Origin of the sequence: Amycolatopsis sp. NPDC059235, assembly GCF_042754125.1 — a bacterium.
Taxonomy (GTDB): Bacteria; Actinomycetota; Actinomycetes; order Mycobacteriales; family Pseudonocardiaceae; genus Amycolatopsis; species Amycolatopsis albidoflava.
Map to the genome: position 1 here is coordinate 36,581 of NZ_JBHZAG010000048.1, position 14,685 is coordinate 51,265.

14 protein-coding genes are annotated in these 14,685 nt (G+C 68.8%); 10 read left to right on the top strand and 4 right to left on the bottom strand.

Features of this window, described 5'->3' with window-relative positions; all coding sequences use genetic code 11:
- Positions 1 to 17 precede the first annotated feature (17 nt).
- A complete protein-coding gene (locus tag ACFXI3_RS27495) occupies positions 18 to 629 on the bottom strand; it encodes an acetoacetate decarboxylase family protein (protein WP_378403274.1) in 612 nt (203 codons plus the stop codon).
- The gene (locus ACFXI3_RS27500; protein WP_378403276.1) at positions 626 to 1,459 is read right to left on the bottom strand and encodes an enoyl-CoA hydratase-related protein; all 834 of its coding nucleotides are present in this window, start codon (positions 1,457 to 1,459) and stop codon (positions 626 to 628) included. Before ACFXI3_RS27500 ends, ACFXI3_RS27495 begins: the two co-directional genes overlap by 4 nt.
- Before the next feature lie 81 nt (positions 1,460 to 1,540).
- Here ACFXI3_RS27500 and ACFXI3_RS27505 point away from each other — a divergent pair, with 81 nt between their 5' ends.
- From ACFXI3_RS27505 to ACFXI3_RS27545, 9 genes are all read left to right on the top strand, one after another.
- The gene (locus ACFXI3_RS27505; RefSeq protein WP_344267094.1) at positions 1,541 to 1,906 is read left to right on the top strand and encodes a VOC family protein; all 366 of its coding nucleotides are present in this window, start codon (positions 1,541 to 1,543) and stop codon (positions 1,904 to 1,906) included.
- 162 nt (positions 1,907 to 2,068) lie between these two features.
- The gene (locus tag ACFXI3_RS27510) at positions 2,069 to 2,860 is read left to right on the top strand and encodes a TIGR03084 family metal-binding protein (RefSeq protein WP_378403278.1); all 792 of its coding nucleotides are present in this window, start codon (positions 2,069 to 2,071) and stop codon (positions 2,858 to 2,860) included.
- On the top strand, positions 2,857 to 4,551 hold the full coding sequence (locus tag ACFXI3_RS27515; protein WP_378403280.1) for an acyclic terpene utilization AtuA family protein: 1,695 nt from the start codon (positions 2,857 to 2,859) through the stop codon (positions 4,549 to 4,551). Before ACFXI3_RS27510 ends, ACFXI3_RS27515 begins: the two co-directional genes overlap by 4 nt.
- Positions 4,506 to 5,699 carry an acyl-CoA dehydrogenase family protein gene (locus ACFXI3_RS27520; RefSeq protein ID WP_378403282.1) on the top strand — a complete coding sequence of 398 codons (1,194 nt, stop codon included), beginning with the start codon at positions 4,506 to 4,508 and terminating at the stop codon, positions 5,697 to 5,699. The genes ACFXI3_RS27515 and ACFXI3_RS27520 overlap by 46 nt, the downstream gene beginning before the upstream one ends.
- Positions 5,696 to 7,297: an acyl-CoA carboxylase subunit beta gene (locus ACFXI3_RS27525; protein ID WP_378403284.1), complete on the top strand. Its 1,602-nt coding sequence runs from the start codon at positions 5,696 to 5,698 to the stop codon at positions 7,295 to 7,297. Before ACFXI3_RS27520 ends, ACFXI3_RS27525 begins: the two co-directional genes overlap by 4 nt.
- Positions 7,298 to 7,302: 5 nt before the next feature.
- Positions 7,303 to 9,255 (top strand): acetyl/propionyl/methylcrotonyl-CoA carboxylase subunit alpha, encoded by a 1,953-nt coding sequence (locus ACFXI3_RS27530; protein ID WP_378403286.1) that lies wholly within the window; start codon positions 7,303 to 7,305, stop codon positions 9,253 to 9,255.
- A complete protein-coding gene (locus ACFXI3_RS27535; protein WP_370938683.1) occupies positions 9,252 to 10,418 on the top strand; it encodes an acyl-CoA dehydrogenase family protein in 1,167 nt (388 codons plus the stop codon). Before ACFXI3_RS27530 ends, ACFXI3_RS27535 begins: the two co-directional genes overlap by 4 nt.
- 124 nt (positions 10,419 to 10,542) lie before the next feature.
- Complete coding sequence (locus tag ACFXI3_RS27540; protein WP_037814758.1) at positions 10,543 to 11,148, top strand: TetR/AcrR family transcriptional regulator; 606 nt, start codon at positions 10,543 to 10,545, stop codon at positions 11,146 to 11,148.
- Between the two features lie 102 nt (positions 11,149 to 11,250).
- On the top strand, positions 11,251 to 11,520 hold the full coding sequence (locus tag ACFXI3_RS27545) for a hypothetical protein (protein WP_378403289.1): 270 nt from the start codon (positions 11,251 to 11,253) through the stop codon (positions 11,518 to 11,520).
- 680 nt (positions 11,521 to 12,200) lie between these two features.
- On the opposite strand, the gene ACFXI3_RS27550 is transcribed toward ACFXI3_RS27545, so the two are convergent.
- Positions 12,201 to 13,172: a chitinase gene (locus ACFXI3_RS27550; RefSeq protein ID WP_378403290.1), complete on the bottom strand. Its 972-nt coding sequence runs from the start codon at positions 13,170 to 13,172 to the stop codon at positions 12,201 to 12,203.
- A 357-nt stretch (positions 13,173 to 13,529) separates the two neighbouring features.
- Here ACFXI3_RS27550 and ACFXI3_RS27555 point away from each other — a divergent pair, with 357 nt between their 5' ends.
- On the top strand, positions 13,530 to 14,183 hold the full coding sequence (locus ACFXI3_RS27555; RefSeq protein ID WP_378403292.1) for an NIPSNAP family protein: 654 nt from the start codon (positions 13,530 to 13,532) through the stop codon (positions 14,181 to 14,183).
- A 1-nt stretch (position 14,184) separates the two neighbouring features.
- Here the strand turns inward: ACFXI3_RS27555 and ACFXI3_RS27560 are convergent, their stop codons facing one another.
- Positions 14,185 to 14,628: a nucleoside deaminase gene (locus tag ACFXI3_RS27560; protein ID WP_378403294.1), complete on the bottom strand. Its 444-nt coding sequence runs from the start codon at positions 14,626 to 14,628 to the stop codon at positions 14,185 to 14,187.
- Positions 14,629 to 14,685 lie beyond the last annotated feature (57 nt).

A 14,685-nucleotide genomic window follows, 5' to 3' on the forward strand; every position in this document is an offset into this window, starting at 1 on the left:
CCTGGCGGGTTATCCGATCACCGAGGGCAAGATCCGAAGCGAAGCTTCGTGGCGCCCAGTGCCGCACTGGCCACGGGCCGTTTCCCGGCCAGGTAGCCCAGTGGCCCGGCCGGGTTGACCGACCAGTCCGCGGCCGCCGCGCGGGGTTTCGCGCGCCACTCGACCGGGCTACGCAGCGGGCTGCCGTTTCGGGCTTGAGCGATCTCGAAGCGTACCGGGAGTGTGATCGGGAGCCCGACGCGCGGGGTGAAGGCGGCGGTGGCGATCCAGTCGTCGGAGGTCGCGGCGGTGAAGGTGCGTCCCCCGGTGAAGGTGAAGGCCGCGAGGTCCTTCGGGATCCCCCACAGTTCGCGTCCGCCCGCGCGCGAGATCTCGCTGTCGACCCAGATGTCGGTGATCGAGGCGGCGAGCCCGCGGCCGCGGACGGCGACGCAGGAGAGGAGCTCGTGGTAGCTCAGCTGACCGGACGGGAGGTAGTCGATCCAGGCAGTGAAGACGGCGGCCTGGTTGTTGAGGAGCAGCGGCTCGGCGCCGGTGGGCAATGCGGGCAGTTCGTCGACCGGCACGCGCCAGATCGAGATGCGGGCGTCGGCGGCGAGGTGCCACGGTTCGGGCGGATACTCGGTCATTCTCCGGTCCACGGCAGGTACGGCGGCAGATCTCGGTCCACGCGCAACGGGAACTCGGGCGGGCGTTTCTGGAAGAACGAGGCGATGCCTTCGACGGCGTCGGGGTTCGAGCCCAGCTCGGAAATGAGCTTCGAGTCCACCTGGTGGACGTCGAACGGCGACGGGGCCGAGGCCATCCGGTAGAGCAGTTGCCGGGTGACGGCGACCGCGACAGGTGCGGTGGTCTCGGCGATTTCCCGGGCCTTTGCTTGGGCTTGGCTCAGGACGTCTTCGGGGTCGTGGATCTGGTGGACGAGACCGGCTTGGAGTGCTTCGTCGGGTCCGAAGAGCCGTCCGCTGACCATCCAGTCGACGGCCGCGCCCATCCCGACGAGGCGGGGGAGGAACCACGCCGACGCGCCCTCAGGGTAGATCCCGCGGCGGGTGAAGACGAAGCCGAACTTGGAATCGGTCGAGGCGAAGCGGTAGTCGCAGGACAGCGTGATGGTGATTCCCGCGCCGACCGACGCCCCGCGCAACGCGGCCAGCACCGGCTTGTTCATGGTGAAGATCCGCTTCGACACCCGGCCGGCGGGTTCCTGCCAGTCGTCCGGCGGACGGTCGCCGAAGTCGAATCCGCCGGACGAAAGATCGGCCCCGACGGAGAAATCCTTGCCGGTGGTTCCGAGCACGACGGCGCGGATGTCCTCGTCCCGGTCGGCGCGGTCGAGGGCGTCGGCGAGTTCGTCGGCCGTCCGGGTCGTGTAGCCGTTGCGGGCCGCGGGCCGGTCGAGCAGGACGGTCGCGACCTTGCCGGCGACCTCGCAGGCGATCTCCGCGTAGGAGTCCATGGGAGGACGGTAGGGCGCCGGAGCGTTGTTTTCAATGTGTCAATAACGGTTGGGCGTCCATGACCGGGGCATGCTCGGGTCATGCTGAAGGTGGGCACGGTGGTGCTGGGAGTCGAGGACATGGAGCGCGCGGTCTCGTTCTGGAGCGACGCGCTGGGGTACGCGCGGCGGGACGACGCGACGGATTTCGTGGTGCTGTTGCCTCCCGACGGCGCGGGGCCGGGGGTGGCGTTCCAGCGGAGCTCGGTGCCGGTGCAGGAGGTGCCGCGGGTGCATCTGGACCTGTACGCCGGGGACGCCGCGGACCAGGCGGCGGAGGTCTCTCGGTTGGTGGGACTGGGCGCTCGGCAGGTGGACTGGCCGCACTACCCGCCGGATCCGGACTTCGTGGTCCTCGCGGATCCGGAAGGCAACCGCTTCTGCGTCATCGACACCGCGCACGGCTGACTGAGGTCCGTGAAGGGCTCCTTGAGGGAATCAGATTCCCCTAGGGAGTCCTTCACGGCACGCGGCTGGAGCAAAAACAATCAGGCGCGCTTGATTTTTCCGGCGGCAGGGGTCACGCTGGGTCCGCACGAGGTGGTGCGGCGGACGCAGGGAGGCGCAGGAATGGCTGATCTCGCGGGGATCCTCCGGGATCTCGCGGCCGAATCGGAGGCGGTCGACGACCTGGTCGCCGGGTTGCCCGCCGAGGGGTGGGCGCGGCCGACGCCGGCGCCTGGCTGGAGCATCGCGCATCAGGTCGCGCATCTGGCGTGGACCGACGGCAAATCGCTGATCTCCGCGAGCCGGCCGCAGGACTGGCAGTCCGAGGTCGAAAACCTGTTGAGCATCGGCGAAAACTACGTCGACGCGGGTGCCGAAGAGGGTGCCCAGCTGCCCCCGGACGAGCTGCTGGCGCAGTGGCGCGATGGCCGGGCCGCGTTGGCCGAGGCGCTCGCAGCGGTGCCGGAGGGGCAAAAGCTTCCTTGGTACGGCCCGCCGATGAGCGCGGCTTCCATGGCGACCGCGCGGATGATGGAGACCTGGGCGCACGGTCAGGACATCGCCGACGCGCTCGGCGTCACGCGCGAGCCGACCGAACGGTTGTGGCACATCGCCCGGTTCGGCACGCGGACGCGCGATTTCGCGTACAAACTCCACTCGCTCGCGCCGCCGACCGAGGAATTCCGGGTCGAGTTGATCGCGCCGGACGGCAGTGCCTGGGCGTTCGGGCCGGAGGACGCGGAGCAGCGGCTCACCGGCAGCGCGCTCGACTTCTGCCTGGTGGCGACGCAGCGGCGGCATCCGGCGGACACTGATCTCGTTGCGACGGGCGCGGATGTCGAGGAATGGCTGGGCATCGCGCAGGCGTTCGCCGGGCCGCCCGGGGCGGGGCGCGAGCCGGGGCAGTTCGCGTGAGCGCGCCGTTGCGCGTCGGGAACGCGTCCGGGTTCTACGGCGACCGGTTCTCCGCCGTGCGGGAAATGCTGACCGGCGGCCCGCTCGACGTCCTGACCGGCGATTATCTCGCCGAGTTGACCATGCTCATCCTCGGTCGCGACCGGATGAAGGACCCGGCGCGCGGCTACGCCAAGACGTTCCTCCGGCAGATGGAGGAGAACCTCGGGCTGGCTAAGGAGAAGGGCGTCCGGATCGTCGCGAACGCGGGCGGGCTCAACCCGGCCGGGCTCGCGGACGCGTTGCGGGAACTGGCCGCGAAGCTCGGTCTCGAGGTCCGCGTCGCGCACGTCGAGGGTGACGACCTGATCGCGCGTGCGGACGAGTTCGGCTTCGAGAATCCTTTGACTGCCAACGCTTATCTCGGCGCGTGGGGGATTGCGGAATGCCTCAAGGCCGGTGCGGACGTGGTGGTGACCGGGCGGGTCACGGACGCGTCGGTGATCGTGGGGCCGGCGGCGGCGCACTTCGGCTGGGCCCGCGACGACTACGATGCGCTAGCTGGAGCGGTCGCGGCGGGCCACGTCATCGAATGCGGTGCGCAGGCGACGGGCGGCAACTACTCGTTCTTCCGCGAACAGCCGATCGGCGTGCCGGGATTCCCCCTTGCGGAGATTTACGCGGACGGCTCCAGCGTGATTACGAAGCATCCGGGAACCGGTGGCGTGGTCAATACCGGAACTGTCACGGCGCAGCTTCTGTACGAGGTCACCGGTGCGCGGTATGCGAATCCTGATGTAACGGCACGGTTCGACGCACTGTCCCTTTCGGACGACGGGCCGGATCGAGTGCGGATCAGCGGGGTGCGCGGGGAAGCGCCGCCGCCGACGTTGAAAGTGTGCCTCAACCGGCTCGGCGGGTTCCGGAACGAGACGACGTTCGTCCTTACTGGACTGGACATCGAGCAGAAAGCCGCGCTGGTACGGGAACAGTTGGAAGGCGCGCTGGCGAAGCGTCCGCCAGCCGACGTCCGGTGGACACTAGCTCGCACGGATCATGCGGACGCGGACACCGAGGAACGCGCCAGTGCGCTGCTCCATGTCGCCGTGAAGGACAACGATCCGAAGATCGCCGGACGTGCGTTCAGCGGAGCGGCGATCGAGCTGGCGCTCGCGAGCTACCCGGGATTCCACGTGACCGCACCGCCTTCGGACGCGTCGCCGTTCGGGGTCTACTCAGCGGCCTTTGTGGACGCTGGCGCGGTCCCGCACGTCGCGGTGCTGCCGGACGGGTCCAAGGCGGACATCGCGCCCGCCTCAGCGACGCTTGAGTTGTCTGAAGTGGACGAACCGGCGCTGCCGGAACCGTTGCAGGCGGACAAGGTGCGGCGGGTCCCGCTTGGCCTGGTCGCCGGGGCGCGCAGCGGGGACAAGGGCGGCAACGCGAATCTCGGCGTGTGGGTGCGGTCCGAGGAAGCGTGGCGCTGGCTCGTGCATCGGCTGACCGTCGGGGAATTCCGCCGGTTGCTGCCGGAAACCGAAGGACTGCCGGTCACCCGGCATCTGCTGCCGAACCTGTGGGCGATGAACTTCGTGGTCGAGGGCATTCTCGGCGACGGCGTCGCTTCGCAGGCCAGGTTCGATCCCCAGGCGAAGGCGCTCGGCGAATGGCTGCGGGCGCGCGAACTCGACGTCCCGGAGGCGCTGCTGTGACCGTGGATCCGTTCCGCACGCCGGAACGCACCGAACTGCGCGCGACGGTGCGCCGGTTCGTGGAGAAGGACGTGCTGCCGCATCTCGACGACTGGGAGCGGGCCGGGGAACTGCCGCGCGACCTGCATCGCAAGGCGGGACAGCTGGGTCTGCTCGGGGTCGCGTTCCCCGAAGCCGCGGGCGGCGGCGACGGCAATTACCTCGACGCGCTCGTGGTCGCCGAGGAAATGCACTACGCGGGCGGGTCCGGCGGGCTGTTCGCGTCGCTGTTCACCTGCGGGATCGCGGTGCCGCACATCGTCGAGGCCGGCGACCCGGTGCAGATCGAACGCTGGGTGCGGCCGACGCTCGAAGGCGAGAAGATCGGCTCGCTGGCGGTCACCGAGCCGGACGGCGGTTCCGATGTCGCCGGGATCCGCACCACTGCGGTGCGCGAAGGCGACGAGTATGTGATCAATGGGGCGAAAACGTTCATCACCTCCGGCTGTCGCGCGGACTTCGTGACCACTGTGGTCCGAACCGGCGAAGCAGGTGCGCACGGTCTTTCGCTGATCGTGGTCGAGCGCGGGACGCCGGGCTTCACGGTGTCCCGCAAGCTGGAGAAAATGGGCTGGGCGGCTTCGGACACGGCTGAACTGTCTTATGTGGACGTCCGGGTTCCGGCGGAGAATCTGGTCGGCGCGGAGAACAGCGGCTTCGCTCAGGTGGCCACGCAGTTCGTGACCGAACGGCTTTCGCTGGCGGTGCAAGCGTATGCGCACGCGCAGCGGGCACTGGACCTGACGCTGGACTGGTGCCGGATGCGCGAGACGTTCGGGCGTCCGCTGATCTCGCGGCAAGTCGTGCAGCACAAGCTCACCGAGATGGCCTGCAGGGTCGACGTCGCCCGGACCTACGCCCGGCAGGTCGCGATCCGGCACGTGTCCGGCGAGGAAGTGATCGCCGAGGCGTGCTTCGCGAAGAACACCGCGGTGCAGACCGCTGAATGGGTCGTGAACGAGGCGGTGCAACTGCACGGCGGGCTCGGCTACATGCGCGAGGCCGAAGTGGAGCGGCATTACCGCGACGTCCGCATTCTCGGCATCGGCGGCGGCACCACCGAAATCCTGACCGGACTGGCCGCGAAGCGATTGGGATACACCGCATGACCACTATCAGATCCACAGTGGACACCCGGGCCGACGAGTTCGCCGCGAACCGCGAGGCGATGCTGGAGAAGCTCGCGGAGATCGACGCCGAACAGGCCAAAGCGGTGGCCGGCGGCGGCGAAAAGTACGTCGAACGGCATCGCAAGCGCGGAAAGCTGCTGGCGCGCGAACGGATCGAACTGCTCCTGGACGAGGATTCGCCGTTCCTGGAACTGTCGCCGCTGGCCGCGTGGGGTTCGGACTACCGGGTCGGCGCGAGCGTGATCACCGGGATCGGCGTGGTGGAAGGCGTCGAATGCCTGATCTCGGCCAGCGACCCGACGGTCAAGGGCGGCGCGAGCAATCCGTGGACGACGAAGAAATCGTTCCGGGCGGCGGACATCGCGGCGCAGAACCGGCTGCCGGTGATCAACCTGGTCGAGTCCGGCGGCGCGGATCTTCCTACCCAGAAGGAAATCTTCATTCCCGGCGGCCGGGTCTTCCGTGATCTGACGCGGTCCTCGGCGGCGAAAGTGCCGACCGTCGCGCTGGTGTTCGGCAACTCGACCGCGGGCGGCGCGTATCTGCCCGGCATGTCCGATTACGTCGTGATGGTGAAGGAACGCGCGAAGGTGTTCCTCGGCGGGCCGCCGCTGGTCAAGATGGCGACCGGCGAGGAATCCGACGACGAATCCCTCGGCGGCGCGGAAATGCACGCGCGGACGTCCGGGCTCGCCGATTACCTCGCCGTCGACGAGGAGGACGCGATCCGCCTCGGCCGGAGCATCATCAAGCGGCTCAACTGGACCAAACAGGGTCCGGCGGCCAAACCGGACTACGCCGAGCCGGTGTTCGACGCCGAAGACCTGCTGGGCATCGTGCCGACCGACCTGAAGGTCCCGTTCGACCCGCGCGAGGTGATCGCGCGCGTCGTGGACGGTTCGGACTTCGACGAGTTCAAGCCGCTGTACGGGCCGAGCCTGGTCACCGGATGGGCGAGCATCCACGGTTATCCGGTGGGCATCCTGGCGAATGCGCAAGGCGTGCTGTTCGGCGAGGAATCGCAGAAGGCCGCGCAGTTCATCCAGCTGGCCAACCAGATCGACACGCCGCTGGTGTTCCTGCACAACACGACCGGCTACATGGTCGGCAAGGAATACGAGCAGAGCGGCATCATCAAGCACGGCGCGCTGATGATCAACGCGGTGTCGAACTCGAAGGTGCCGCACCTGTCCGTCCTCATGGGAGCGTCCTATGGAGCCGGGCACTACGGAATGTGCGGCCGGGCCTACGATCCGCGGTTCTTGTTCGCGTGGCCGAGCGCGAAGTCCGCGGTGATGGGGCCGGCGCAGCTGGCCGGGGTGCTGTCCATTGTGGCCCGCGCCGCTGCGGCGAGCCGGGGCCAGGAGTACAGCGAGGAAAACGACGCCGCGATGCGCGCCATGGTGGAGAACCAGATCGAGGCGGAATCGATGCCGATGTTCCTCTCCGGCATGCTTTACGACGACGGCATCATCGACCCGCGCGACACCCGCACGGTGCTCGGGCTGAGCCTGTCGGCGATCCACAACGGACCAGTGAAGGGCGTCGAAGGCGGCTTCGGCGTCTTCCGGATGTGAGGGCCATGATCCAGAATCTGCTGGTCGCCAACCGGGGCGAGATCGCCCGCCGGGTGTTCCGCAGCTGCCGGGACGCCGGAATCGGCACGGTCGCGGTGTTCTCCGACGCGGACGCCGATTCCCCGCATGCGCGGGAAGCCGACGTCGCCGTCCGGCTGCCGGGCAACGCGCCGGGCGAGACGTATCTGCGTGGCGAACTGATTGTGAAAGCCGCGGCGGACGCCGGAGCCGACGCGATCCATCCCGGGTACGGCTTCCTGTCCGAGAACGCCGGGTTCGCCCGTGCGGTGCTCGACGCCGGACTGACGTGGATCGGCCCGCCGCCCGCGGCGATCGAGACCATGGGCTCCAAAGTGGAGTCGAAACGGCTGATGGCCGCCGCCGGAGTCCCGGTGCTGTCCGAATTGGACCCGTCCTCGGTGACCGAGGACGATCTTCCGTTGCTGGTCAAGGCTTCCGCTGGCGGCGGCGGTCGCGGTATGCGCGTAGTCCGGTCGCTGGGCGAGCTGGCCGAAGCCGTCGAGAGTGCTCGGGCGGAAGCAGGGTCGGCGTTCGGTGATCCGACGGTGTTCTGCGAACGGTATCTCGAGACCGGACGGCACATCGAGGTCCAGGTGCTCGCCGACTCGCACGGCACGGTCTGGGCGGTGGGGGAGCGGGAGTGCTCCATCCAGCGTCGGCACCAGAAGGTGGTCGAAGAAGCGCCATCGCCCTTTGTGGACGATGCCATGCGGACTGAGCTGTTCGACGCGGCGCGCAAGGCCGCGCAGGCGATCGACTACGTGGGCGCGGGAACCGTCGAGTTCCTGGCTGGTCCAGACGGCCGGTTTTACTTCCTGGAGATGAACACACGGCTGCAGGTCGAGCATCCGGTGACGGAGAACGTCACCGGACTGGACCTGGTGGCGTTGCAGCTTTCGATAGCCGAGGGTGCTCGGTTGCCTGCAGAACCGCCTGCGGCTAATGGACATTCGATCGAAGTCCGGCTGTACGCGGAGGACCCTTCGGCCGGATGGCAACCGCAGAGCGGGACGCTGCACGCTTTCGAAGTGTCCGGAGTGGACCGCGAGTTTACCCACGGCGCCGGGCTGCGTTTGGATTCCGGGGTGGAATCCGGCTCGGTGATCGGTGTCCACTACGACCCGATGCTGGCGAAGGTCATCACGTGGGCGCCCACGCGGGCGGAAGCCGCGCGTCGACTCGCCGGTGCGTTGGCAGGCGCGAAGATCCATGGCGTGGTGACCAACCGCGACCTGCTGGTCCGGATCCTGCGCCACGAGGCTTTCCTCGCCGGAGAAACGGATACCGCGTTCTTCGACCGGCACGGACTGTCCACTTTGGCCGCACCGCTGGCCACTGTGGACACCGAACGCTGGTCTGCCCTGGCCGCCGCGCTGGCCGATGCCGCCGGGAACCGGGCGTCCGCCACCACCCTGGGACGGTTGCCGAGTGGTTGGCGCAACGTCCGCTCCGCAGGTCAGCGGAAGGTGTTTGCCAAGGGAGACAACCGTTACGAGGTCGTCTACTCGCTGACCCGCGACGGCCTGCGCGCCGAAGGCTACGACGACGTCACCCTGATTTCAGCTACGCCGGACCAGGTGGTCTTCGACATCGCCGGAGTCCGCCGGACCTTCGAGGTCGCCCGGCGCGGTTCGATGTCCTATGTGGATTCCCCGCTGGGTTCGGTGGCGCTGACCGCCGAGCCGCGGTTCGCCGATCCCGATTCGGCACTGGCCGCGGGATCGCTGCTGGCGCCGATGCCGGGCACGGTCGTCCGGCTCGCGGTGTCCGAAGGGGACAGTGTGCGGACGGGCGATCCGTTGCTGTGGCTGGAAGCGATGAAGATGGAACACCGGATCTCGGCCCCGGCGGACGGCGTGGTCGCCGCACTGCCGGTCGAGGTCGGGCAACAGGTCGAGGTAGGCGCGGTGCTGGCTGTGGTGGGAGAGACCGAATGAACGCGATGAACTTCGTCGAGCCGGAAGAGCGGGTGGCGCTGCGGAAGGCCGCGGCCGATCTGGCGGGCAAGTACGGGCACGAGTATTACGCGAAGAAGGCCCGCGCGGGCGAGAAGACCGACGAGCTGTGGGACGAGGCCGGACGGCTCGGCTACCTGGGCGTGAACCTGCCGGAGGAGTACGGCGGCGGGGGCGCGGGGATCGCGGATCTCGCCGCGGTGCTGGAAGAATTCGCCGCCGCGGGTTCGCCGCTGCTGCTGATGGTGGTGTCGCCGGCGATCGTCGGGACGGTGCTGTCGCGCTTCGGCACGCCGGACCAGAAGAAGCAGTGGCTGCCGGGAATCGCGGACGGCAGCAAGAAGATCGTCTTCGCGATCACCGAACCGGACGCCGGATCCAACTCGCACAAGATCACGACGACCGCCCGCCGGGACGGCGGCGACTGGGTGCTGTCCGGCCGCAAGGTGTTCATCTCCGGGGTCGACGAGGCGGACGCGGTGCTCGTCGTCGGCCGCACCGAGGACGCGAAGACCGGGCGGCTGAAGCCCGCGCTGTTCGTGGTGCCGACGGACACGCCCGGGTTCGAGTTCACGAAGATCGACATGGACATCGTCGCGCCGGAGAACCAGTTCTCCCTCTTCCTGGACGACGTGCGGCTGCCCGCGGAAGCCCTGGTCGGCGAGGAGGACGCGGCGATCGCGCAGCTGTTCGCGGGCCTGAACCCGGAACGCATCATGGGCGCGTCGTTTTCGCTGGGAACCGCGAGGTACGCGCTGGACAAGGCGGTCGGCTACGCGAACGAACGGCAGGTGTGGGGAGCGCCGATCGGGTCGCATCAGGGGCTCGCGCATCCGCTGGCACAGGTGAAAATCGAGCTTGAGCTGGCGAAACTGATGACGCAGAAGGCGGCTTCGCTGTACGACGCGGGCGACGATTTCGCCTCCGGCGAGTCCGCGAACATGGCGAAATACGCGGCGGCGGAGGTGGCGATCCGCGCGGTGGACCAGGCGGTGCAGACCCACGGCGGGAACGGCCTGGCGACCGAGTACGGCCTGGGAAGCCTGGTGACAGCCGTGCGGCTGGGCCGAATCGCGCCGGTGAGCCGGGAAATGGTGCTGAATTTCGTGGGGCAGCACAGCCTTGGGCTGCCGAAGTCGTACTGAGCAGTGGTGACGGCATGAGGCCTGACCGGAGGTCCGTGGGGGGAACCCTGAGAGAATCAGAGTCCCTGAGGGTTCCCCTCACGGCCTTGTGCGGGAGCGGACCGGCCGGGCGAGGTGACGGCTGATGCTCCGCGAACCGCAGCAAGAGCGCAGCCGCACCACGCGGCGGCGGTTGATCGAGGCCGCGATGGACTGCATCGGGGAGCGGGGGTGGCACGGGGTCACCGTCGCGGTCATCGCGGAGCGGGCCGGCGTCTCCCGGGGTGCCGCGCAGCATCATTTTCCGACCCGGGAATCGCTGGTCGCGGCGGCGGTCGAACTGCTCGGCGAGGCTCAGCTGGACGAACTGCGCACGCGCGCGGCTGGGTCGCCGGGCGGCTCGTCGCGGATCGAGTGGGTGGTCGAGATGCTGCTGACCCTCTATACCGGGCCGATGTTCCGCGCGGCGTTGCAGCTGTGGGCCGTCGCGTCGACGGACGACCAGTTGCGCGACGTGCTCGTGCCGCTGGAGGCGCGCGTCGGGCGGGAGGCGCATCGGGTCGCGGTCGAGCTGCTCGGGGTCGACGAAGCTCAGCCGGGCGTGCGCGAACTGGTCCAGGCCACTCTCGACCTCGGGCGCGGCCTCGGCCTCGCCAACCTCCTCACCGACGACACCCGCCGCCGCGAGCAGATCGTGCGCGAGTGGGCCCGGACGCTCGAATCTCGCCTGGCGGGAACCGAACAGGTCTAGGCATCGTCACATTCCCGAACCGCTACAGTGTGGCTGTTAACACATTCGGCCCAATCGGCGATAACGTTGAGTAAGTAGCCCACGAGGAAGAAGGCGATCCCGGTGTCCGGTTCAGAAAGGGTGACCGTCGAGCTGACCCATCGCGCGATGGCCATGCTCAAGGCGGTCGCGCAACAGCGCGCGGAGATGTCCACCAGCTGCGAGCCTGATCTGTTCGTCGACGGTTTCGCTTGCTGCGACCAGATGACCGCACACGCGCTCGCCAAGGGCGGCTACGTCCGCCCGGGCACGGGCGTCGCCTCCGCCGGCCGGGTCCCCGCCGAGCTGACCGAGGCCGGGGTGGCCGCGCTGTCGGTCACCGCCGCTGCCTGATCTTCACTCGTTCGGCCGTACCCGCGCACGGTGTGTGACGGACGGCAGAACGGGGACCTCCCGGGCGGGAAGGTCCCCGTCGCCGCGCTCCGCCCCGTGCCGGACGGCCTCGATTCGGGCGGGCGCACCGGTGCGGAACGGTGGTTCAGTCCACCGCGGCACGGCTCGGCTGACCCGCGAGGCGCGGCCCGACCGGCGGCCCTTTCGCTTGGTTGAACCGGCGTCGACTTGGCTCAGATCGGCGGGGCTGCCGATGGCTCGGCTCAGGTCAGTCGCACTGCTGCCAGCGCGGCCCAGATCAGCCGAACCGCCGCCGACTCGGCTCGGCGCCGTGGTCAACCCGGCCCAAGTCGGCTGAATTGCCGCCGACTTAGCTCAGCACCGTGGCCAACCTGGCCCGAGCCGGCTGAATTGCTGCCGACTCGGCTCGGTGCCGTGGCCAACCAGGCCCGAGCCGGCTGAGCTGCCGCCGAGTTGGCTGAGGTCGGTTGTGCTGTGGCCAACCCCGTTCAGTCCGGCTGAGCTGCCGCCGACTCGGCCCAGGTCAGTAGCACCGTGGCCAACCCGGGCCAGGTCAGCGGAATCGCCGCGGACTCGGCTCGTCGGCTGAAGCGTTCCCGGCCCGGTCCGGCCCAGCGCAAGCCAGCCGAGCCGCGGCCGGCTCGGGCCACCTCCGAAGATCAGCCGTTGTACCCGGCCACGACCTTCGTGAACGCGTAGTTCTCCTGGTCGATCCCGCTGCACCCGCCGCAGTCGCGGTTGGTCGCCCAGAACGTGACGCGGCCCAAGTGGTGTTCGGCGGCCCAGTCGCGGATCGCGGTGAAGTCCGCGACCGATACGACCTCGCCGGCCCGGTCGGTCTTGCCGTTCATCGACGACAGCCCGGCGCGGTGGTAGGCGGTGGCGTCGTCCCAGCCGAAGGTCGACTTCAGTTCTCCGACCAGGCCGTCCACCGCGGATTTCGTCATCGCGACCATGTCGCCGCCGTCGGAGAAGTCGAACGGCATCAGCGACCACACGTCGACGTCCGCGCCCAGCGCTTTCGCCTGCGAGACCAGTCGCTTGCCCCAGTCGTTCGGGCCCTGCGGCGTGGTGCCCATGGTGATCACGACGCGCAGGTTCGGGTCCTTGTCCTTGAGAATCTTGACCGCGCCGAGGATCCGGTCCTGGACCGCCGCGTTCTCGAACTCGTCGGTGTTCTCGATGTCGAGGTCGATCGCCTTGAGGCTGTAGGCGTCGATCACCTGCTGGTACGCGCCGGCCAGTTCCTCCGGCGATCCGCAGTTCGGGCCCAGTTTGTTGCCCTGCCAGCCGCCGAAGGACGGGATCACGTCGCCGCCCGCGGCGCGGATCTTCTGGATCATCGCGGCGTCGGCGCCGTCGAGCGGGCGGTTGCCGTCCCAGGCGGGAGCGCAGCCGCCGCCGGAAAGCATGAAGGCGAGGGTGAACGCGCTGACGCCGGTCGCGTCCATCGCGGCGGACGGATCGCTCTGCCCGCCCCATTGGTACAGATACGGCGCCGCGAGAACCGGGTCTCCCGCGGCTGAGGCGGTGCCGGCGGTGGTGCTCAGCGCGGTGCCCGCGGCGAGTGCCAGCACACCGAGCCGTCCGGCGAGTTTCCGGCGGGAAGTGGTGCGGCGCAAGGATTTCATGGGTCCTCCAACGGGGGAAACGCGCACCCGGCGGCACGCGGCATCGGAGCACCTGGCGAAGCCGGACGTGGCGGCGGCGCCCCGCAGGCACTCGGGGGGAGTGTGTGCGCAGTCACAATGGACTAGACCATTGAGAAGTGTCAAGACATGGGCGGAAGTGGGAAAAAACCTCACTGAGGGTGTCCAGGTCGCCGGGATGTTCAGGGGCGCCGGTGAGCGGGACGATCGGGAAGCCGGGCGCGGACGGGAGGGCAAACAACGCCGCGCAGCGGGCGCTCCCGGAGCGGTGTGTCACGCTGAAGACGGCTCCCCGGTCAGCGGTGCCCTCGGAGCGGCCGATCTTCGAAGGGGAGTGTCATGACCGAACCAGTCCGGATCAGCGGAGCCGACGTCGCCGCGGAGCAGCAGGCCGTCCGTTACGAGCTGGCGATCCTGTCCTTTCAGCTGCTCGACGGGCCGAAAGCCGCCGAGGGTGTGCTGCCGTGGGTCGAGGGGCACGGCGAGCTGCTCGGCTGCTGGCAGACGGAGAACGGCCCGCTTGGCAGGTTGGTCGTGCTGCGCGGGTTCGAGAATCAGCAGTCGCTCGACGAAGAGCGGATGCGGGCGCGCCACAGCCGCAAGCCGTTCGGCGGCGACTATCTGACCGATTTGTCGCTGCAGAGTTTCGCGCCGTTTCCGTTCGTCCCACCGGTGCGGCTGGGGAAGTACGGTTCGGTGTACGAGATCCGAGATTATCACCTTCGCCCGGGCGGTTTGACCGCGACGATCGACGGCTGGCGTAAAGCGTTGCCCGCGCGGCATGTGGTCGATCCGCTGACCGTGGTGATGTACGCGCTCGACGGGCCGGACCGGATCATCCAGATCTGGCCGTTCGCGAGTCTGGACGAACGGCTCGCGATCCGTCGTGATCTCTACGCGAAGGGGATGTGGCCGCCGCCGGGTGCGCCGGAGGAGATTCTGGACGCGGATTCGATTATCGCGTTGCCGCTGGAGTTTTCGCCGTTGGCGTGAATCACGTCGGTTCGCCGATGTCCTCGAACCACAGTGCCGGTTCCCGCTGGATGAATTCGGTCATGAGGGCGATGCAGGCGGGGTCGTCGAGCAGGTCGATGCGGACTCCGTGGTCGGCCAGCCAGTCGTGCCCGCCGGTGAAGGTCCGCGATTCGCCGATCACCACGTGCGGGATGCCGAACTGCCGGACCAGGCCGCTGCAATACCAGCACGGCGACAGAGTCGTGACCATGATCGTGTCGCGATAGTGCGGGCGGCGGCCGGCGGCGCGGAAAGCGGCGGTTTCGGCGTGCAGGGACGGGTCGCCGTCCTGGACGCGGCGGTTGTGGCCGCGTCCGAGGAGCTTCCCGTCGCGGTCGAAGAGGGCCGCGCCGATCGGGACGCCGCCCTCGGCTTTTCCGGCTTCCGCCTCTTCGCGGGCGACAGCGAGCAGGTCGTCGAGCATGCGTCACTGTTGCCGGTCTTCGCGGAGCACGGCAAGTCCTGGGAGATCGAGGACCGG

Bases quoted from the DNA above. Each gene is read 5' to 3' on its own strand.
- ACFXI3_RS27535 (WP_370938683.1), top strand. From the start codon at position 9,252: ATGAACGCGATGAACTTCGTCGAGCCGGAAGAGCGGGTGGCGCTGCGG.
- ACFXI3_RS27495 (WP_378403274.1), bottom strand. From the start codon at position 629: ATGACCGAGTATCCGCCCGAACCGTGGCACCTCGCCGCCGACGCCCGC.
- ACFXI3_RS27550 (WP_378403290.1), bottom strand. From the start codon at position 13,172: ATGAAATCCTTGCGCCGCACCACTTCCCGCCGGAAACTCGCCGGACGG.
- ACFXI3_RS27505 (WP_344267094.1), top strand. From the start codon at position 1,541: ATGCTGAAGGTGGGCACGGTGGTGCTGGGAGTCGAGGACATGGAGCGC.
- ACFXI3_RS27530 (WP_378403286.1), top strand. From the start codon at position 7,303: ATGATCCAGAATCTGCTGGTCGCCAACCGGGGCGAGATCGCCCGCCGG.
- ACFXI3_RS27525 (WP_378403284.1), top strand. From the start codon at position 5,696: ATGACCACTATCAGATCCACAGTGGACACCCGGGCCGACGAGTTCGCC.
- ACFXI3_RS27510 (WP_378403278.1), top strand. From the start codon at position 2,069: ATGGCTGATCTCGCGGGGATCCTCCGGGATCTCGCGGCCGAATCGGAG.
- ACFXI3_RS27555 (WP_378403292.1), top strand. From the start codon at position 13,530: ATGACCGAACCAGTCCGGATCAGCGGAGCCGACGTCGCCGCGGAGCAG.
- ACFXI3_RS27560 (WP_378403294.1), bottom strand. From the start codon at position 14,628: ATGCTCGACGACCTGCTCGCTGTCGCCCGCGAAGAGGCGGAAGCCGGA.
- ACFXI3_RS27540 (WP_037814758.1), top strand. From the start codon at position 10,543: ATGCTCCGCGAACCGCAGCAAGAGCGCAGCCGCACCACGCGGCGGCGG.
- ACFXI3_RS27500 (WP_378403276.1), bottom strand. From the start codon at position 1,459: ATGGACTCCTACGCGGAGATCGCCTGCGAGGTCGCCGGCAAGGTCGCG.
- ACFXI3_RS27520 (WP_378403282.1), top strand. From the start codon at position 4,506: ATGGCTGCGGGCGCGCGAACTCGACGTCCCGGAGGCGCTGCTGTGACC.